Below are 20,573 nucleotides of genomic sequence, written 5' to 3'. Positions count from 1 at the left end.
GCGCTCGATGCTGTTCCCACTGGGCCGGTCTCCGGACTCATGCTGGAACCTGATCGGTTCGGGCGGATCGCCTTCCCATGATGGCACCATCACAGTGGCGGGGTATGATCCGCGCCCAGCATTCACCGTTGCGGGGGCAGTCCCGGACTCTCACCGGGTTCCCGTTTCAGCCAGGCATCCGAACGAATGCTGACCACCCAGGGACGAAAGAGGATCGAATCCTAGAGGATTGCCACCGCCTGGTCAAACTGGCACCAACCGCCTTTGACTTTCATCAGCGACTTCCCTAGGCTCCCCGACGCTTCGGTCAGCGCTCCACGAGGAGCGCTGGGGAACCCGGTGAGAGTCCGGGACTGACGCGCAGCGGTATTGGGGAACAAGGATCACAGGGGGTAACCCGGGCACTGTCCTGACCGGATGGGAAGCCGTGATCCAAGGCCAGCGCCAGGCAATGGCGCCCGCCCCTGAGTCCGAAGACCTGCCGAAGCCCGGTCCACATTACTGAAGGGCCGGAAGCCGAGCCTTCGCGATTGAGGTGTTCGGGCCGCCAACGGACCGGTGTTACAACCGCTGACCCCCTGTCGGCCTGCCCGCGTGAGGGCTCCATCACTAATGGATTCAGTGCTGGAGCACCTTGTATGAAACGACTCTGTCTACTACTCGCCCTTGTATCCCCAGTGTCCGCGCTCGGGGCTGATCACCATATGGCACTGGACGAGCTGGTAGTCCAGGGTTCTGCCCTTGAAGAAACCCTTCCCTCGGAGCTGTCCGATTACGGCGCGGAACTGGAAGTCATCGACGCTCAGGAGCTCGAACGGACCGGCATCAGCGATGTCGGTCAGGCACTCCAGGGAAACGTGCCCGGCATCTACCTCAGCCCCAAGACCGGCCGCGGTGACTACGCCGACATCGCCATCCAGGGCTCACGTAGCCAGGATGTGCTCTGGCTGGTGGACGGTGTCCGCATCAATAACCGGCTGTTCGGCAGCACCTCGCCGCTGGATTCCATCAGCACTCATATGGTGGAGCGCATTGAGATCCTTAAGGGCGGCCAGGGCCTGTTCTACGGCACCCAGGCGGTGGCCGGTGTTGTGAACATTGTGCTGCGTAAACCTGAAAAGGATTCAGGGGGCACCCTCACCGGTGCCATCGGGTCACTGGGTGACCGCCGCCTCGCCGGCCATGTAAGCAACCGCAATGACTATGGGCGCTGGCTGGTGTTCGGTGAGCACGACCATTCAGACGGCTATCAGCCCTACCGCGATACCGCGCTTCAGGACAGCGCCCGACGCCAGAAACGCGGCTTTACCCGCAGCTCCTACGGTGGTCGCTACCAGCTGGATGCGGGCACAGGCCAATCGCTGAATGTGCTTGTGCTTCGCAACGATGTTGAAGCTGACTTCTCCCGGGCCTCCAACAACTTCAAGGCGGTCAACGACCGCGACGAGCACATTGTCTCCCTGAAGTGGGATCACCAGGTGAATGAACAGAACGGTTACTTCATCAAAGCCTACTGGCACGACTGGTGGACCGACTACACCCGCCTGAACATGGACGCGGATCGCAACATCACACTCATCAGCGACCGCGCAGAGTGGGGATTTGATGACTACGGCATCAACCTGACCGGCCGCCACACGACGGACGACGGCTCGCAGCTTCTGGGCGGCGTGGATTACCAGCGCTACCAGGGCGAGGATTACTCGCTGCGCATTGATGGTAAGACCGAGGCTGTCACCGCAGGCTTTGTCCAGTACCGGCCACACCTGAGTTTTTCACCCAGTACCCACCTGGCCCTGGGCGCCCGCTACAACCACTCCAACTTCGCCGATGATCACAGCATCTGGAACATCAGCCTGAAGCAACCGCTGTCCCGGGACCTCAACCTGAAAGCCAGTGTCGGCACCAACTTCCGGTTGCCTTCGGCTTTTGAGATGTTCGTGATTGACGAGGACTTCCCGGCCGGGAATGAAAACCTGGAGCCGGAGGAAAGCATCAACAGCAATGTGTCACTGACCGGCCACTTCGGCAGGCCCGTCGAATGGCATCTGGGGGGCTTTTACCGCGAAATCGACAACCTCATCACGGTTCAGGATGGCCAGTACGCCAACAGTAATCGGACGGTCCGGGTGCACGGCGCTGAGGCGATGCTCAATCTGGGCGGCGACCGCGGCTGGCAGCTGGACTTAAACGCCACCTGGGCTGATGCCCGCGAAGGGGGCAGCGATGAACAGATCGCCGACATCCCCGAATGGCATGCCAACGCCACACTCAGCTGGCAGGGCAATGACCAGGGCTGGCAGCTCAACGCCCGCCACACCGGCGAAGTCGCCACCACAACGGCGGACATCGGCAGGCAATCCTACGGCGATCACACCCTGTTGAGCGCCAGCGCCTGGCGTCAATTCGGAGCCGATGGCGCCCACCGGATCACCCTGCGCCTGGAGAACCTGAGGGACAGGCAATATGCCAACGGCGTCGCTCAGGCCACGCCCTCCAAGAGCGATCCCTACCGGCTGGAGACCCTGGGCCCGCCCCGCAACGTCCAGCTTGAATACAGCCGGAGCTTCTGATGACAGGGCCGCTGAAGAAACGCACCCTGCGCTGGCTCATCCCGCTCCACCGCTATCTCGGGCTCGGGATGAGCCTGATCCTGCTGCTGTGGTTCGCCTCGGGGATCGTCATGATGTTCGAAGGTTACCCGAGGACCCCGGACCATGAACGCATGGCCTGGCTGCAGCCGCTGGCGATGAGTGAGCTGACTGTGGCGCCATCACAGGCGCTTGCCCGGCTGGGTCTGGACGATCCCGAAGGGCTTCGCATCAACCGGCCGGGTGAACGCCCGCGCCTGCACGCGATGGACGACGACGGCCAGTGGCACAGTGCCTTCGCCGACACGGGTGAGCCCGCGCCCCCGCTGGACCGGGAGCAGGCGGTGGAACGGGCCGAGTCCCTTTCCGGCAGCGGGGTGGCCTCGATCACGCAACTGGACGGTCCGGACCAGTGGACCGTCAACAGCCACGTCCGAGCACCGGCGCCGTTGTGGCGAGTGGCCCTGTCGGATGAAGCCGGCACGCACCTGTATCTGTCCCGGCCCACCGGCGAGGTGATCCACAGCACCACCTTCCACGAACGGGTCTGGGGCTATGCCGGGCCGGTCATCCACTGGATCTATCCCACCCAGCTGCGGGCTCTGTCCGGGCTCTGGCGCCAGGTGGTCCTCTGGCTCTCCGGCATCGGTACTCTGGCCTGCCTCAGCGGCGTGATTCTGGGGCTCATGCTGATGCGCCGCAACAAACGTCGGGGCGGGATAAGCCCGTTCCGTGGCTGGTTCCGGTGGCATCATTACCTGGGGCTGACCTTCGGCGCGCTGGCCACCACCTGGGTGTTCAGCGGGCTGCTGTCGATGGCGCCCTTCCATTGGACGTCGGTCGACCGCGAGCCCGCCCTCACGCAGCACCTGGGCCGCAGCAGCCCCGGCGCCCACGATGACGTTGCCGCGCCGTCGGCCATCGCCACGCTCTCGGACCGGCGCCCGCATGAGTTGCAGCTGCACCGTTTCCACGGCCGGGTCTATTACAAAGCGATGGACGAAGACGGCAACGAACAGCTCCATACCAGTCGTCCCGGGATCGATGTTCCGGTTGCGGCGGGGCAGCTGCCACCGGACGTGATCCGATCCGCCCTGGCGCCAGTGGAGGACGCCAGTCTGACGGGGATCACCCGCCAGTCGCGTTACGACGCGCACTACTACGCAGGCCGCTCCGAGCGCATCGGCGGCGACGGCCCGCCCCTGCCGGTTTATCGGGCCGACTACGACGGCGGAGCCAGACTCTACATCGACCCGGCCACAGGCCGCCCGCTCCAGCACTCAACGCCGCTGAGCCGACTCAATCGCTGGCTGTACAACGGCCTGCACAGCCTCGACTTCCCGATCCTCAATCCGGGCAGTCTGTTCTGGTACGGGCTCGTGCTCGCGCTGATGAGCGGCGGCACCGTCCTGTGCCTCACCGGCACCTGGCTGTCGATCCGGCACCTGCGCCGGCGGCGAAAAGCGTGAGGCTGGCCACAGCGCCATCACCCAATGGTCAGATGGCGCTATTCATCCCCGCAGTTCCACGCTAAAATGCCGTTTTCACTCATGAAACGGCCAGAGACCGCCCATGGCGCAGAGCGGCAACCAGGAATCCGGCGAGTTCTCCATCGACCAGCTGGCGCGTGCCAGCGGGATGACGGTGCGCAATATCCGGGTGTACCAGGAACGGGGGCTGATACCGCCGCCTGAACGCCGTGGGCGCAAGGGCATCTACAGCGAGACCCACCTGTCGCGGCTGCGCATCATCGGTCGGCTGCTGGAGCGCGGCTACACGCTCAACAACATCGCCGAGCTGGTGGAGAGCTGGGAAAGCGGCAACGGTATCGAGCACATCCTGGGGCTCGAGAAGGCAGTGGTCAGCCCCTGGTCGGATGAACTGCCCGAGTTCGTGACCAAGCGTGAACTGGTCCAGCGCTTCGGCAGCATCTTCATGGGGAGTGCGCTCAAGCGCGCGGAGGAACTGGAGCTGATCATCCCCGAGGGGCGGCGCTACCGCATTCCCAGCCCGCGCATCCTGCACGCCGGCTCGGAACTGGCAAAAAGCGGTATCCCGCTGGAGGACATGCTGGATGTCGTGGCCTACCTGCGCCACAACGTCGAGCAGGCGGCGGAAGAGATGGTCAAGCTGGTGGAGCGCCACATCTTCAGCCGTTACGGCCAGCATATGCCGCCGCCCGGTGAATCCGAGGAACTCGCACAGCTCATATGGCGCCTGCGGCCACTGGTGGAAATGGCCGTGCTACCGGAGGTCGCCCGGGCCATGCAGAAGGCCGCGGATCGCCACCTGGGCGACCGGCTGGCCTACATCCTGGACCACCTGAACCTGCCGGAATCCCAGGACAACTCCGGCTGACCCACCCGCTGTGACGCCACGATTGGCCCTCATGACGCCACCCTCCGTCACGCGGGCCTTGTCGCTCCCCTGAATACTGTTACATTGAGCATTGTGACTTTCATCAATGTCAGATTGATGAGGGCTGACAATCATCAAGGGGAGGGCCGCCATGACAGCCGCAACCGCAGCCAAAGAACACGAATCCGACGAGAGCATCCAGGGCCCGGGCGACGAGGGCATGGTGATGCCCGAGCGCCGGGATCTGCACTTCCTGCCGCCGAAGGAGCGTATCCACGACTGGCATGCCCAGGGGCCGCACATGACGCAGTTCATGAACGCCCTTTCCCTGTTCTTCCCGGCCGGCGAGCGGCTGTTCATCGACGCCCTGCGCGCCTACCGCGATCAGATTCCGGACCCGGACCTGAAGAAAGCAGCCACCGCCTTCATCGGCCAGGAGGCGATGCACAGCCGCGAACACATCGAATACAACAAGCTGATGCAGGAAGAAGGGCTTCCGGCCGATAAGCTGGACGCCTTCGTCTGGTCACTGCTGGATTTCCTCAAGGAACGCACCCCCAAGAGCATGCCGCTCAATGCCACCATCGCTCTGGAGCACTTCACTGCGCTCATGGGCGGATTCCTGCTGGACCATCCGGAGGTGATGGAAGGCTCCCAAGATGATTACCTGCGGATGTGGCAATGGCACGCCATGGAGGAAGTTGAGCACAAGGCCGTCTGCTACGACGTCTGGGAAAAGTGCATCGGCCGCGGCCCAACCGCCTATCTCAAGCGCGCTTTCGGTATGACGACCGCAACGGTAATCTTCTGGCCGCTGGTCGTGGGCTTCTACTTCCAGATGGTGAACAACAGCGAGGCCTGCCGCAAGGAAGGCTGGCGCGGCCACCTCACGGTGCTCAACACCCTGCTCGGCAAGCCGGGTGTACTGCGCCGCCAGATTCCGGAGTGGCTGGAGTACTTCAAGTACAGTTTCCACCCCTGGCAGCAGAACAACAGCCACCACATCGCGCACCTGAACGAACTGGCGGAAGAAGCCGAGGAAGCCTATCAGAAGGCGATGGCCGGGGAAGGCCACCATCACCACACCCGTCACTGATCTTCGGGACTGCAAGAGCTCCCCAACCCCTTGGCCCGGTTTGTCCGGGCCTTTTTTTGTTCCCCGCTAGCCGGACGCGGCCATGAAGCCCTTCAGCCGCTGATCAACAATGGTCTCGGCCTCGTTCATGATGCGTTCCAGAAGGGTCGCGCAGTCAGGGATGTCGTGAATCAGGCCGGCGACCATGCCGCAGCTCCAGGCCGCCGCATCCATTTCGCCCTCCTGCAGCACCTTGCGGCCCTGGGCACCGGTGACCAGATGGCGGATATCGTCGATGGCGATATATTTTCCCTTGTCCGCTTCAATGGCCTGGATGGATTCGACGGCCGCATTGTTCATCACCCGCTCTGTATTGCGCAGGTTACGCATGATCAGCCGGGTCTGGCGTTCGTCCGCCTCGAGCAGGGCCTGCTTGACGTTGTCATGGACCGGCGCGTCGGTCGTGGCGATAAAGCGCGTGCCCATGTTCATGCCCTCGGCGCCCAGTGCCATGGCCGCCACCAGGCTGCGCCCGTCCGCCATGCCGCCGGAAGCCACGAAGGGAATGGTCAGTTCCTCGGCGGCCCGGGGAAGCAGGATGAAGTTCGGGATGTCGTCCTCACCGGGATGGCCACCGCATTCAAAGCCGTCCACGCTGACCGCATCACAGCCGATCGACTGCGCCTTCAGGGCGTGGCGTACGGACGTGCACTTGTGGATGACCTTGATACCGGCCTCCTGCAGCCGCGCCAGGTAGGGCTCCGGGCTGCGCCCGGCGGTTTCCACCACGGTCACACCGCCGTCGATGATGGCCTGGATGTATTCCTCGTAGGGCGGTTCCTTGAAGCTCGGCAGAAAGGTCAGGTTAACGCCGAAAGGCTTGTCCGTTAGGGACTGGCACTCGGCGATTTCCCGGACCAGGTCCTCGGGGGTCGGCTGGGTCAGCGCGGTGATGATGCCCAGGCCGCCGGCATTGGAAACGGCAGCGGCCAGTTGCGCGAAGCCCACATGGTGCATGCCGCCCTGGATAATGGGCCGCTCGATCCCGAACAGCGTCGTGATGCGTGTTTTCATCGGGGAACCTTTATCTCGTGCATGGAAGGAGGGCCGCGTTCACGGCCCCGGCGTTACGCCTACATATTCGGATAGTTGGGGCCACCGCTCCCTTCCGGGACCACCCACTGGATGTTCTGGGCCGGGTCCTTGATGTCGCAGGTCTTGCAGTGGATACAGTTCTGCGCGTTGATCTGGAACTTTTTGCCGCTGCCGTCCTCGGCGTCCACAACCTCGTACACGCCCACAGGGCAGTAGCGCTGCGCCGGCTCGTCGTAGGTCGGCAGGTTGTCGCGGATCGGCACCTCCGGGTCCTTGAGCTTCAGATGACAGGGCTGGTCCTCTTCGTGGTTGGTGTTCGACATGAACGCCGAGGACAGCCGGTCGAAGGTCAGGCTGTTGTCCGGTTTCGGGTAGTCGATCTTCTTACACTCAGCGGCCGGTTTGAGTGCGGCGTAGTCCGGCGTGGTGTCGTGGAAGGTGATCGGCAGGGGCCGGCGCAGGATGTTCTGCTCCAGGTAGGCAATGCCGCCACCGATGACGGTGCCGAACTTGTGCATCGCGGGGCTGAAGTTGCGCTCGGCGAACAGCTCCTTGAAGAGCCAGCTGTTCTCGAATTTTTCGGCAAAGCTGGTGAGGTCGTCCCCGCCTTCGGAGCCTTTCTGGATGGCCTCGAACACCGTCTCGGCACCGAGCATGCCGGACTTCATGGCGGTGTGCGAGCCCTTGATCTTGGACGAGTTCAGCGTGCCGGCGTCGCAGCCCAGCAGCAGCCCGCCCGGGAAGCTCATCTTCGGCAGGCTGTTGTAGCCGCCCTTGGTGATCGCCCGTGCGCCGTAGGAAACGCGCTTGCCGCCTTCCAGGTGCTGCTTGATGGTCGGATGGGTCTTCATCCGCTGGAATTCCTCGAACGGCGAGACGTAGGGATTGGAGTAGGACAGGTCGGTGATCAGCCCCACATAGACCTGGCCGTTTTCCAGGTGGTAGAGGAAGCCGCCCCCGGTGGAGCCGCTCTCGGACAGCGGCCAGCCGGCGGTGTGCACCACCAGCCCCGGCTCGTGCTTCGCCGGGTCGATGTCCCACAGCTCCTTGATGCCGAGGCCGTAGTGCTGCGGGTCCTTGCCCTCGTCCAGGCTGAACTGCTGCAGCAGCTCCTTGCCCAGGTGGCCGCGGCAGCCCTCGCTGAACAGCGTGTAGCGGGCACGCAGCTCCATGGGCGGCATGTAGCCGTCCTTCTGGTTGCCCTCGCTGTCGACACCGAACTCACCGGTAAGGATGCCCTTGACCACGCCGTCCTCGTAGAGGACCTCGGCGGCCGGGAAGCCGGGGTAGATCTCCACACCCAGCTGCTCGGCCTGCTCGCCCAGCCAGCGGCACAGGTTGGCCAGGCTGATGATGTAGTTGCCGTGGTTGTGCATGTTCTTCGGCACAAAGGCGTTGGGGGCCTTGCGGGCGCTGTCGGCGCCGCGCAGGAAGTAGATATCATCCCGGGTGACCGGCGTGTTCAGCGGCGCCCCGCGCTCCTTCCAGTCGGGGAAGAGCTCATTGAGGCTGGTGGGCTCGAAAACGGTGCCGGCGATGATGTGGGCCCCGACCTCGGAGCCTTTCTCGACAACACAGACGGTCAGTTCCTGCTCCGCCTCGTTGGCCAGCTGCTGGATGCGGCAGGCCGCTGAAAGGCCCGCCGGGCCCGCCCCCACGATCAGGACGTCAAACTCCATCGATTCGCGTTCCACGATAGTCTCCTCTGTTACAGCTGAAGGGCCCGTACTTCCAGGAACTCCTCGAGCCCCCATTTGCCGAATTCCCGCCCGATGCCCGAGTGGCCAAAGCCACCGAAGGGGGCCTTCGGGTTAAAGGCGCCACCGTTGACGAACACCTGGCCGGTACGCAGCTCCCCGGCAATCCGCTTCGCCCTGTCGGCATCCCCGGACCAGACGGCACCGGACAGGCCATAGGGCGTGCCATTGGCAATACGGACCGCCTCCTGTTCGTCGGAATAGGGAATCACGCAGAGCACGGGCCCGAAGATTTCCTCCTGGGCGATCCGGCTTTCGGGGTCGACGTTGCCGAAGACCGTGGGCCGGACGAAGTAGCCCTGGTCCAGGCCTTCCGGGGCCTCGGCGCCACCGGTGACCAGCTTGGCCCCTTCCTCAATGCCCAGCCGGATGTACTGGAACACCCTGTCGCGCTGCTCGGCCGACGCCAGCGGGCCAAGCCGCGTGCCCTCGTCCAGCGGATTGCCCGGGGTCATCTTGGCAACGGCTTCCGCCGCCAGTTCACAGGCCTGGTCGTGCATTTCCTGCGGGACCAGCATGCGGGTCAGGGCCGTGCAGGTCTGGCCCGAGTTGAGCAGGCAGTTGTTCACGGTCCCCTTCACGGCGGCCTTCAGGTCCGCGTCGGGCAGGATCACGGAGGCCGACTTGCCACCCAGTTCCAGGGCAAAACGCTTGAAGTCGTCGGCGGCGGCGTGAGCCACCCGGTGCCCGGTCTGCGGCGAGCCGGTGAAGGACAGCATGTTGACCCGCGGGTGCCGGATCAGGGTGTCGCCCGCCTCCTCCCCGAGGCCGCAGACCATGTTGAAGACCCCTTTCGGCAGGTCCGTACCCTCAAGGATCTCGGCCAGGATGAAGGCGCTGCCGGGGGCGATCTCACTGGGTTTGAGCACGACGGTGCAACCCGCCGCCAGGGCCGGAACCACTTTCAGCATGACCTGGTGCAGGGGGTAGTTCCAGGGGGTGATGCACCCGACCACCCCGACCGGGGCATACTGGACCTCGGAGTTGCCGACCTGTTCCGTGAAGTCATACTCCGGCAACAGCTCGACGTAGGACTGGGTGGTGGCAATGGGCATGCCGGCCTGGATCTGGCCCGCCAGTTTCGCCGGCATGCCCACCTCGCGGGAGACGGTTTCAGCGATCTCCGGGGCCCGGGTATTCAGCCCGTCCAGCAGTTGCTTCAGGATGGCCAGGCGCTCGTCACGGCTGGTCCGGGACCAGCTCTCGAAGGCCTGGTGGGCCGAATCGACGGCACGGTCCATCTCGGCCCGGCCGGCCGCCGGCACTTCCGCCATCACCTCGCCGGTGGCGGCTTCGTGAACCTTGAGGGTCTGGCCGCTCCAGTCCTCCCATTCACCGTTGATGTAGAGCTTGTTCAGGTTCTTCATGACCGTGTCCTCCTGGGCGTTATTCAAAGACAATCACGCCGCGTGCATTCTTGCCCGAGACCATATCGTCGAACGCCTCTGGTGCCTGTTCAATGGTGTAGGTCTGGGTAATGAGTTCGTCCAGCTTGAGCTTGCCCGCTTCGTACAGCGCCAGGATCCGCGGGAAGTCATACTGCGGCCGGGCGGACCCCAGCCAGCTACCCTTGAGCGTACGCTCGTCGGCGGGCAGTGACAGCGTTCCAATCTCGGTTCTGTCGCTGGGGTCGGCCACGCCTACCACGACCGCCGTTCCGCCACGGGCAAGGCAGCGATACGCCTGGGAAACAACCGCCCCCGCGCCGACACACTCGAAGGCGTAGTCCACGCCGCCCGTCAGCTTTTTCACCGCCTTGCCGGCATCCTCGACCTCGTTGATGTTCACGGTGTGGGTCGCACCGAAAGCCCTGGCCCGCTCCAGCTTCGACTCGCTGTTATCCACCGCAACGATCATCTCAGCGCCCGCGGTATCACAGCCCTGAACGGCGTTGAGCCCGACGCCGCCGATGCCGAAGACCGCGGCGCGGGAGCCGGGCTCCAGCCGGGCCGTGTTGAACACGGCCCCGACCCCGGTCATCACGGCACACCCGACCAGTGCGGCATTCTGGAGTGGAACGCCCTCCTCGATCCGGACGGCGTTGTCCACGTGCAGGGTGGCGTACTCCGCCATCACGCCGCAGGCACCGAAGACATTCAGGTCATTGCCCTCTGAGTCGGTCGTCCGGACCGTGCCGTCCGGCAGCGTGAACATGGCCTTTTGAGCCTTCTCGCAGAGAACAGGGCGGCCGCGCACGCACTGGCGGCACTTGCCGCACATTGAAACAAAGGTGCTGGCGACATGGTCGCCTTCCTTGAGGTCGGTCACCCCCTCCCCGACCTCGATCACGACACCAGCCGCTTCGTGGCCCAGCACCAGGGGTGGTGGGTACTGGATCTTGCCGGTGGCGGCGGACAGGTCACTGTGGCAGACCCCGCAGGCCGCCACCTTGATCGTGATCTCATTGCGCCCGGGCGGTGCAACCTGGATGGTCTCCACCGTTATGGGTTCATCCCAGGCCCGACAGACCGCTGCTTTTGCTTCCCGTACCATTGTCCGATCTCCTTTTTGAACCTTGCCCGACCCGGCTCTAGAAACTGTCTTCCGCCATGGTCAGGGCTGTGTCGTCGACCTCGGCCAGCAGGCCGGACAGCGATGTCACCCGTGGCAATTCGTAGCGGGCGAAGTAGTCACAGGCTTTCAGCTTGCCGCGATAGAACGCCTCGGTTTGCGGGCCACCCTCGGCAATGCCGGTCAGGGCCAGGCGGGCCTGGCGCAGCCACAACCAGCCGACCACGACGTGGCCCATGGCTTCCAGGTAGAGCGAGGCGTTCGCCAGGGCCCTTTCGGTATCCCCAGCCGCCCGCACCTTGTTGATCGCATCCGTGGCGCTATTGAGCCGGTCAACCGCCGCCTCCAGACGCTCGGCGTTGTCCGCCAGCTCGCGTTCCCCGCGCGCGTCACTGATGGTGCGGTCAATCCGGTCCATCAGGGCCCGGTAGTAGCGCCCTTCGGCCATGATTACCTTGCGCCCAAGCAGGTCCAGGCCCTGGATCCCGTGGGTGCCCTCATGGATGGGATTGAGCCGGTTGTCTCTGTAGAACTGTTCCACCGGATAATCCCGGGTGTAGCCGTAGCCCCCGAGCACCTGGATGGCCAGGCTGTTGGCCTCCAGGCAGAACTGCGACGGCCATGACTTCATCAGCGGCGTCAGCAGGTCCAGAAGCCCCGCGGCCTCGTCCCGCTGGGTGTCATCCCCGGCATGGCGCTGGTCATCCACCAGTCGCGCCCCTTCCAGGCACAGGGCCAGTCCGCCTTCCACATAGGCTTTCTGGGCCAGCAGCATGCGGCGGATATCCGGGTGCCGGATCAGCGGGACCTGGTCCGAGCCGGGATCCTTGTCGCCCAGGGGGCGGCCCTGGCGGCGTTCCCGGGCGTAGTCCAGCGAGTGGAGGTAACCAGTATAGCCGAGCATGACCGAGCCGAGACCGACCCCGATCCGGGCCTCGTTCATCATGTGGAACATCGCCGCCAGGCCCTTGTTGGGCTCACCAACGAGGTAGCCCACGGCGCCCTCGTTCTCACCGAAGTTGAGCATGGTGGAGGTGGTGCCGCGATAGCCCATCTTGTGGATCAGCCCGGCCAGGGACACATCGTTGCGCTCACCGGTGGTGCCGTCGTCATTGACGAGGTACTTGGGCACCAGGAACAGCGAGATCCCCTTAACGCCGGGCGGCGCGTCCGGCAGGCGTGCCAGTACCATGTGCACGATGTTCTCGCTGAGCTCATGGTCGCCCCCGGAGATGAAGATCTTATTGCCCTTGAGGCGGTAACTGCCGTCATCCTGCGGCGTTGCGCGGGTGCGCAGATCGCCCAGCGAGGAACCGGCATGGGGCTCGGTCAGGCACATGGTTCCGAAGAACCGACCCGCGATCATGGGCTCGGCGTAACGGGCCTTCTGGGCCTCCGAGCCATGGGCCAGGATCAGGTTGGCGGCGGCCATGGTCAGCCCGGCGTACCCCTGGGTGCCGACGTTGGCGCCCTTGAGCAGCCCGACACACATCTGGGAAACGGTGGCAGGCAGCTGCATGCCACCCCGCTCATAGTCCTGCCCGGCCGCCATCAACCCGGTCTCGCCCAGGACGCCGAGCGCTTTCCCGACTTCCGGGCGCATCACCACCCGGCCGTCCTCGAAGCTCGGCTCCTCTTCATCCACCAGCCGGGCGTGCGGGGCGAATTCCTCCGCCGCCACGCGCAGGGCCAGGTCCAGGGCCGCCTGGAGCGTTTCCGGACTGTGATCGGCGTAGCGCTCATAGGCCAGCAGCTCCTCCGTGCGATGGAGCTCGAAAAGCTGGAACGCCAGATCCTCGGGGTTGATGATGTGCTGATCCATGGAACCCCCGATTCAGACGACCTCGAACAGACCGGCGGCGCCCTGGCCACCCCCGACGCACATGGTCACCACCACGTACTTGGCACCCCGGCGCTTGCCCTCGATCAGGGCATGGCCGGTCAGGCGTGAACCGGTGACACCGTAGGGATGGCCGATGGAGATCGACCCGCCGTTGACGTTGAGCCGATCCATGGGGATGCCGAGCCGGTCGCGGCAGTAGACCACCTGGGAGGCGAAGGCTTCGTTGAGCTCCCAGAGGTCAATGTCGTCCATGCTCAGGCCGGTGCGCTCAAGCAGGCGCGGAATGGCGTAGACCGGGCCGATGCCCATCTCGTCGGGCTCGCAGGCCGCCACCGAGAAGCCCCGGAAAATGCCCATGGGCTCGATGTTGTTCTTTTCCGCGTAGGTGCTGTTCATGACCGTGCAGACCGACGCGCCGTCGGAGAGCTGGCTGGCATTGCCGGCGGTCACGAACTGGTCCTCGCCCCGCACCGGCTCGAGGCCGGCCAGGCCCTCAAGGGTGGTGCCCGGGCGGTTGCACTCGTCCGTGGTCAGGGTCACGTCCTTCTCGCTGACCTCGCCCGTTTCCTTGTCCTTGACCTTCATCGTGGTCTCGAAGGGCACGATCTCATCATTGAAGTAACCGGCCTCCTGGGCCGCCGCCGTGCGCTGCTGGCTGGCCAGGGCATACTCGTCCTGGGCCTCGCGGGAAATGCCATAGCGCTTGGCGACAATGTCCGCCGTCTCGATCATGGAGAGATACAGTTCCGGCTTGTTCGCCATCAGCCACTCATTGGTGGCGCGGAACTGGTTGATGTGCTCGTTCTGGACCATGCTGATCGACTCCACGCCGCCGGCAACCATGGCCGGCACCTTCTCGGAGACGACCCGCTGCGAGGCCATGGCGATCGCCTGCAACCCGGAGCTGCAGAAGCGGTTGATGGAAACCCCGGCGGTGGTGACCGGCAGCCCGGCGCGGACCGCTGCCAGGCGGGCCATGTTCTTGCCCTGGGCGCCCTCGTGGAAGGTGGCGCCAAGGATCACGTCCTCGACCACCTGGGGATCAAGCCCGGCCCGCTCGACGGCGTGGCGGATCACGTGGCCGGCCAGGTCCACGCTGTGGGTATCGTTCAGCGCGCCCCGGTAGGACTTGCCCAGGCCGGTGCGCGCGGTTGAGACAATGACTGCATCAGACATGGAATTTCCTCAGGAAGCGGTGTTGGCATTGAGGCTGGCGAAGGTGCTGCCTTCATCAGCCAGTCGTTCCAGCAGGGCGGCGGGTTGCCACTGGTCGCCGCCAAGGGTGTCGTGGAAGCGCCTGACGGTGTCGCGGATCGTGTCGACCCCGATCTGGTCCGCCCAGAACATGGGCCCGCCCCGGTAGGAGGGGAAGCCATAGCCGTAGATCCAGGTCACATCCACATCCAGAGAGCGGGCGGCAATGCCTTCCTCCAGGATCTTCGCGCCCTCGTTGATCATCACGTACATGCAGCGTTCGAGGATCTCCTGGTCCGGGACCTCCCGCGCCTGGATGCCCTGCTCCTCGCGGAACTGCTCGATCAGCCGGTCCACCTCGGGATCGGGAATCGGCTGTCGATTACCTTCTTCGTACTTGTAGATCCCGGCCTGGGTCTTCTGGCCGAGCCGGCCCTGTTCAACCAGCTTGTCCGTCCAGTTCGGCGGGATGTCCTCGCCGGCCTTGCGCCGCTCCTCGCGGATGCGGTAGCCCACATCAATGCCAGCAAGATCCGACATGGCGAATTGGCCCATGGGGAAGCCGAAGTCCGTCAGGACCCGGTCCACCTGCTGCGGGGAAGCGCCCTCGTTGACCAGGGCCGTGGCTTCCGCGCCGCGCCGGTGGAGCATCCGGTTGCCCACGAAGCCGTAGCAGTTGCCGACCAGCACGCCGACCTTGCCGATGCGTTTGGCCAGGCTCATGACCGTAGCCTTGACGTCATTGGCCGTATTGCTGCCGGCCACGTTTTCCAGCAGCTTCATCACGTTGGCGGGGCTGAAGAAGTGCATGCCCACCACGTCCGCCGGGCGGGCCGTCGAGGATGCGATCTCGTCGATATCCAGCGTCGAGGTATTGGAAGCCAGGATGGCGCCCTGCTTACAGACGCGGTCGAGGGTCGAGAAGATGTCCTTCTTGATGCTCATCTCCTCGAACACCGCCTCGATTACCAGGTCCACGTCCGCGAAATCATCGTAGGAGAGGGTCGGCTCGATCAGCGCCATGCGCTGCTCCACCTGCTCCTGCGTGATGCGGCCCTTTTTCGCGGAATTCTCATAGTTGCGGCGGATCACGCTGAGCCCTTTGTCCAGCGCCTCCTGCTTGACTTCCAGAAGCCGCACCGGGATGCCGGCGTTGGCGAAGTTCATGGCGATACCGCCGCCCATGGTGCCGGCGCCGATGATGCCCACGCGCTCGACGTCGCGCACCGGGGTGTCCTTGGGCAGCCCCGGAACCTTGGAGACTTCGCGCTCGGCGAAGAAGGCGTGGACCAGCCCGGCGCGTTGCGGGGATTCCATGCATTCCTGGAAGAGCTCGCGCTCGCGCTGCATGCCCTTTTCGAACGGCAGCTCAAAGGCCGCCTCGACGGCGTCAACGCACTTGAAGGGCGCGAACAGCCCTCGCGCTTTCTTCTCGAGACTGGCACGGAACTCACCGAACACCTCGCTGCCCCTGTCGGCCTTGAGTGTGTCGGCGAGATCCCGCACACGGCGAGTGGGCCTGCCCTCGTCGATCACCTTCTGCGCAAAGGCGAGACCAACCGCCCGGCTGTCGGAGCCGGACTCAACACCATCGACAATGCCCGACTCAAGCGCGTCGCTCGCCGGAATAAAATCGCCGGAGGTAATCATCGTCAGCGACTTGTGAGCACCGGCCAGGCGCGGCAGACGCTGGGTTCCACCCGCGCCGGGCAGCAACCCGAGCTTGACCTCAGGCAGACCAACCCGGGCACTGTCGAGCGCAACCCGGTAGTCACAACCCAGCGCCACCTCCAGACCACCGCCCAGCGCGGTGCCGTGAATAGCGGCAACAATCGGCTTGTCGCTGTTTTCGTAGGCCTCCACCACTGACGGCAGGGCCGGCTCCTGCATGGGCTTACCGAATTCCCGGATGTCAGCCCCGGCGATAAAGGTCTTACCTTCACAGACCAGCAGAAGCACCTTCGCATCGGCGTCCTTCTGGCCCTGGTCGAGCGCGTCGAGCAGGCCGGAGCGTACGGCCTGGCTCAGGGCGTTAACCGGGGGATAGTTCACGGTGATAACGCCGATGGCGCCTTCACGCTGATAGGTGACGACGTCGGACATGTCGCTCTCCTTGTCGGTTTTACGGAATTAAGTTTTAACAAGCGAAACCATGACCCGATTAAAACGATTTTCGGAAGCTGTTTCAATAGATGATTGGAGCCGGAGGTCGGACGGAGCGACGATTTACGCAGGCGCGAGCCGCTCATGGCGCGGCATGAGGGCGATAACGGGAAGCATGGGCGATCCGCACTGGACGGAACGGATCAGCGGGATCCGGGGAATCCGGGGAATCCGGGGAATCCGAGGGATGATTGCAGCATCAGGGGGAAAGGCCGGCGACTCCGGGGAAACGGAGGCCGGCCGAAAAGGGGCGTCCGGGTCAGGGCCCGGGGCTCCTCAGCCGCCGAGTGACTCGATGTCACCCGCCAGCATGGTGATCTGCGGCGCGATGGTGTTACGCAGCTCCTCGCCCGAGATCTGGTAGGAGGGCGCCGCGCAGGTCAGCACCATGGTGGTCCCGTCTTCCAGGACGATGGGAGCGCCGGCGGAGTTGATGTTGCGGTCCCACTCGCCCACGGAGAGGCAGAAGCCCGAGGTCTTGTAGTCCTCGATCGCGCGCTCCAGCCCTTCCTTCTTTTCAGGCCACTGGTCCCCGTATTTCTTGGCCATGCCGTCCATGAGGATGGTGCGGACACTCTCGCTGACCGCGGCACAGTAGGTCCGGCCCGCGGAAGTGGTAGCCATGGGCAGTCGCAGACCGATTTCCATGCGCAGCAGCGTGGCCTCCGGGGGCATCCGGTTCTCCACGTAGATCATGTGCAGGCGGTCATGACAGGTCAGCCCCACCGACATGTTGGTGCGGCGGGCAAACTCTTCCATGTAGGGCTTGGCGAGCTGGCGGACCTTGAGGTTCGAGACATAGGCATAGCCCAGCGCCAGCACCCCCGCGCTCAGCTGGTACTTCTCGAAGACCGGGTTGTAGCTGAGGTAACCCAGCCGGGTCAGCGTGTGCGTCATGCGCGACACGGTCGGCTTGGGCAAGCCTGTAATGTGGGCAATATCCTGGTTGCCCAGGATCACCGACCCCTGACTGAATGCCCGCAGGACGTCGAGCCCCCGCGAGAGCGCCTCAACGAACTTGCGGTCCTTTTCCGGCTCCTTGGAACGGGCCTCTTCCGACGCCAGCGCCAGGTCCGGGGTCATGATCTCATCGTTTGCCATAGAGCAGTGCCTTACCTCGTCTGAATGTTGCGGTGCCATTGCGTGCGCGTAATGCATTTTATGGCCCCAGATTCTGCTATGCGAAACATTCTAGCTTATTTGTGTCGCTTTTTCATCTTCCTCTTGCGATTCAGGGCATTGCCCCGTACTGGCAAACCCAGAGGAGGACAAGCATCAGGGGAATCGACGCCAGGGCAAACCGGCCGTTCCAGCCGAAGGCCACCACCCAGCGTGACATGCCGGCAAAGCGGGAGAGCAGCATCACCGAGGGACCAAAGGGCGACAGCATCATCGCCAGGGAAAACCCGATCGCCAGTGCCACCGCCACCAGCAGCGGATCAAGCCCTGAGGCCACCAACTCGCCCAGCACCCCGGCCAGGAAACTCAAAACGGTAATGGGCGCAATGCCGGCGCAGGCAAACAGCGGTAGGATCAGCAGGCTGCCCGCCATCAGCATGAACAGGCTGGCCTGCCCCTCCAGGAGCTGCGACAGGAGCTCGGCGGGCACCTGGGCGGAGAGTGTCACCCCCAGCGCCGCCGAGGCGGCAAAAATACAGATTTCATTACCCAGCCCGGCCACACTGTTGACCATCTCCGTGGCGGCCCCGGCCGGGGACTCGTCTTTCAACGCCATATAAAGGAAGGTAATGCCGGGCACGCACAGCATCGCGGCCCGCGAGACGTTCAGGGGTGTCAGCGTCGCCAACAGCGTGATGCCCGCAAAGACCGCCCCCACCACCGCGAGCAGCTGCCCGGTGCCGGATGGCCAGCCGCCGAGCTCGGTGCGCTGGGCACTGACCGCCGTGAAGCGCCGGTGCTCCGTCAGCCAGCCCACCGCCACGAACACCAGGGCTGCAACCAGCGTGAAGGGCAGCATCTGAGCCCAGCCCAGGGCGGGCACCTCCCGGGTGATGATGGCAACGGCCACGCTGGTGGGCGCGATGAGCGGCACCAGGGCAAAACCGCGCAGGGTGCTGGTCAGGATGCTGCGCAGCCAGCGCGTGCGGGCCTTCCCCGTGATGCCGCGCTGGCGAAGGGTTTCCGGCAGGGAGCCGCACAGCAGGTTCATCACCCCGAAGCTCAGCACCGAGGCGATGGTGCAGCTGGTCAGAACGTACTTGGGGTAAAGCCAGACCGGCCGCCCGGCCAGGAGCACATCGTGGGCCCGGCGAAGCAGTTCAAAACGCCTGACCAGGCACTGCATCGTGCCCAGGCTGCCCAGGAAGGTTCCGTAGAAGGCCGCGGCTGTGGCCGCCTCACCCAGCTCGGGCCCGCTCAGGCGGCCGCCGGCGAGCAGGCCGGCGATCACCGTGACGGCGGTGAGCATCAGGTATCGGGCGTAACCCTCGAGGTGGGGAATCCGGAACAGGAAATACACCAGGAACGCGCCTCCGGCGACCATGCTGAGCGACGCCACACCACTGACCAGCGCCACCAGCTCGCACAGGGCCGCGAACGGCAGAACGTAACGCGTCATGGGGCGCGCCCCCCGCCGTCCGGAACGACTTGCATTGGCGACAATCCTCGCGCTAACCTGAACCAATTACAGAACAACGTTCTGCCAAGCAAAACTATTATAACATTATTGACACCATAGCTCATCCAGCCGGACTGTTGGAGCCACGAAAACGGTCGGGGTGAGCGCCTTAGCACCTGCATGGGGGAAAGCATGTCCGCGTACATCTACGATGGCCTGAGAACACCCTTCGGGCGCCACGCCGGCGCCCTGGCACCCGTGCGCCCGGACGACCTGCTGAGCAGCGTCATCCAGCACGTGATCGAACGGAACAGCTTCGATCAGGCCGACTACGAGGACGTCATCGCCGGCTGCACCAACCAGGCCGGCGAGGATGCCCGTAACGTGGCCCGCCACGCCGGACTCATGGCCGGCCTCCCACTGGAAACCGGCGGACTGACTGTTAACCGGCTGTGCGGCTCCGGGCTGGCCGCCATCGTAGACGCGGCCCGCGCCGTCCGCTGCGGCGAAGGGGACCTGTTCGTTGCCGGCGGCACCGAGAGCATGAGCCGTGCGCCCTTTGTCTTCGCCAAGAGCGAAACACCGTTTGGCCGCGACCTCCGGGCCTACGACAGCACCATCGGCGCCCGCTTCCCCAACCCGCGCATCGAGCAGGTTTTCGGCAACGACAGCATGCCGCAGACGGCGGACAACATTGCCGCGGAAATGGGCCTCTCACGGGAGGCGGTCGACCAGTACGCGGCCCAGAGCCAGGCACGTTATGATGCGGCCCTGAAATCCGGCTTCTATGACGGCGAGCTGCAGCCCATCGAGGTGCCCCAGGGGCGTCGAAAGCCACCAGTGAGCGTGGACCAGGACGAGCACCCTCGCCCCCAGTCCACCATCGACGCCCTGTCCGGGCTCAAGCCTCTGTTCGACGGCGGCGTGGTTACCGCAGGCAACGCCTCCGGCATCAACGACGGGGCCGCGGCCCTGATCATCGGCTCGCGGGAAGCGGGCGAGAAGGCCGGGGTCCGGCCCAGAGCGCGGATCGTCTCAGCCGCCATCGCCGGGGTCGCTCCGCGTGTGATGGGTTACGGACCCGTACCGTCGAGCGAGAAAGCGCTCGCGCGTGCCGGTCTGAGCGTGGACGACATGGATGTGATCGAGATCAACGAGGCCTTCGCCGCCCAGGTACTCGGCTGCACCACCCGGCTTGGCCTGGATCCCACGGATCCCCGGCTGAACCCAAACGGGGGCGCCATCGCGGTCGGCCACCCGCTGGGGGCCTCCGGGGCCCGGATCGCGCTCACGGCAACCCGCCAGCTGGAACAGGTGGAGGGCCGCTACGCGCTGATCAGCATGTGCATCGGCGTCGGCCAGGGCATTGCCGCGGTCCTGGAACGCGTTACCGAATGACGGGCCCGGG

The 20,573-nt window shown here is 64.7% G+C and carries 14 protein-coding genes and 2 riboswitches; of the genes, 5 read left to right on the top strand and 9 right to left on the bottom strand.

Annotation, left to right across the window (positions count from 1 at the left end; translation table 11 throughout):
• Positions 1-5: 5 nt before the first annotated feature.
• Positions 6-216: riboswitch (cobalamin riboswitch) on the bottom strand.
• A gap of 71 nt (positions 217-287) precedes the next feature.
• Positions 288-500: riboswitch (cobalamin riboswitch) on the top strand.
• 138 nt (positions 501-638) lie between these two features.
• The 4 genes from F3089_RS05310 to F3089_RS05295 all read left to right on the top strand — a co-directional run bounded on the left by F3089_RS05310 (position 639) and on the right by F3089_RS05295 (position 6,045).
• Complete coding sequence (locus F3089_RS05310; protein WP_151439797.1) at positions 639-2,573, top strand: TonB-dependent receptor plug domain-containing protein; 1,935 nt, start codon at positions 639-641, stop codon at positions 2,571-2,573.
• Positions 2,573-4,060, top strand: a complete 1,488-nt coding sequence (locus tag F3089_RS05305; RefSeq protein WP_151439796.1) for a PepSY domain-containing protein — start codon at positions 2,573-2,575, stop codon at positions 4,058-4,060. The genes F3089_RS05310 and F3089_RS05305 overlap by 1 nt, the downstream gene beginning before the upstream one ends.
• A gap of 103 nt (positions 4,061-4,163) precedes the next feature.
• On the top strand, positions 4,164-4,949 hold the full coding sequence (locus tag F3089_RS05300; protein ID WP_151439795.1) for a MerR family transcriptional regulator: 786 nt from the start codon (positions 4,164-4,166) through the stop codon (positions 4,947-4,949).
• Positions 4,950-5,100: 151 nt separating this feature from the next.
• A complete protein-coding gene (locus F3089_RS05295) occupies positions 5,101-6,045 on the top strand; it encodes a metal-dependent hydrolase (RefSeq protein WP_225741680.1) in 945 nt (314 codons plus the stop codon).
• 66 nt (positions 6,046-6,111) lie between these two features.
• Here the strand turns inward: F3089_RS05295 and F3089_RS05290 are convergent, their stop codons facing one another.
• The 9 genes from F3089_RS05290 to F3089_RS05250 form a co-directional block, all read right to left on the bottom strand.
• On the bottom strand, positions 6,112-7,098 hold the full coding sequence (locus F3089_RS05290) for an NAD(P)H-dependent flavin oxidoreductase (protein WP_151439794.1): 987 nt from the start codon (positions 7,096-7,098) through the stop codon (positions 6,112-6,114).
• Positions 7,099-7,157: 59 nt separating this feature from the next.
• On the bottom strand, positions 7,158-8,813 hold the full coding sequence (locus F3089_RS05285) for an electron transfer flavoprotein-ubiquinone oxidoreductase (RefSeq protein ID WP_151439793.1): 1,656 nt from the start codon (positions 8,811-8,813) through the stop codon (positions 7,158-7,160).
• Positions 8,814-8,827: 14 nt separating this feature from the next.
• Positions 8,828-10,243: an aldehyde dehydrogenase family protein gene (locus F3089_RS05280; protein ID WP_151439792.1), complete on the bottom strand. Its 1,416-nt coding sequence runs from the start codon at positions 10,241-10,243 to the stop codon at positions 8,828-8,830.
• A 19-nt stretch (positions 10,244-10,262) separates the two neighbouring features.
• Positions 10,263-11,369 (bottom strand): zinc-binding dehydrogenase, encoded by a 1,107-nt coding sequence (locus F3089_RS05275; RefSeq protein WP_151439791.1) that lies wholly within the window; start codon positions 11,367-11,369, stop codon positions 10,263-10,265.
• A 37-nt stretch (positions 11,370-11,406) separates the two neighbouring features.
• Positions 11,407-13,209, bottom strand: coding sequence for an acyl-CoA dehydrogenase (locus F3089_RS05270; RefSeq protein ID WP_151439790.1), 1,803 nt, complete (start codon positions 13,207-13,209; stop codon positions 11,407-11,409).
• A gap of 12 nt (positions 13,210-13,221) precedes the next feature.
• Positions 13,222-14,406 (bottom strand): acetyl-CoA C-acyltransferase, encoded by a 1,185-nt coding sequence (locus tag F3089_RS05265; protein WP_151439789.1) that lies wholly within the window; start codon positions 14,404-14,406, stop codon positions 13,222-13,224.
• A 9-nt stretch (positions 14,407-14,415) separates the two neighbouring features.
• Positions 14,416-16,527 carry a 3-hydroxyacyl-CoA dehydrogenase NAD-binding domain-containing protein gene (locus tag F3089_RS05260; RefSeq protein WP_151439788.1) on the bottom strand — a complete coding sequence of 704 codons (2,112 nt, stop codon included), beginning with the start codon at positions 16,525-16,527 and terminating at the stop codon, positions 14,416-14,418.
• Positions 16,528-16,863: 336 nt separating this feature from the next.
• Positions 16,864-17,670 (bottom strand): IclR family transcriptional regulator, encoded by an 807-nt coding sequence (locus F3089_RS05255; RefSeq protein WP_225741695.1) that lies wholly within the window; start codon positions 17,668-17,670, stop codon positions 16,864-16,866.
• A 148-nt stretch (positions 17,671-17,818) separates the two neighbouring features.
• On the bottom strand, positions 17,819-19,165 hold the full coding sequence (locus F3089_RS05250) for a hypothetical protein (protein ID WP_151439786.1): 1,347 nt from the start codon (positions 19,163-19,165) through the stop codon (positions 17,819-17,821).
• Positions 19,166-19,357: 192 nt separating this feature from the next.
• Between F3089_RS05250 and F3089_RS05245 the strand changes: the two genes are divergently transcribed.
• Positions 19,358-20,563, top strand: coding sequence for a 3-oxoadipyl-CoA thiolase (locus tag F3089_RS05245; RefSeq protein ID WP_151439785.1), 1,206 nt, complete (start codon positions 19,358-19,360; stop codon positions 20,561-20,563).
• Positions 20,564-20,573 lie beyond the last annotated feature (10 nt).

This window comes from Halospina sp. K52047b (assembly GCF_008709855.1).
Taxonomy (GTDB): Bacteria; Pseudomonadota; Gammaproteobacteria; order Pseudomonadales; family Oleiphilaceae; genus Halospina; species Halospina utahensis_B.
The sequence above is the reverse complement of the archived record's forward strand: the minus strand, read 5'-3'. Positions and strand labels throughout refer to the sequence as shown.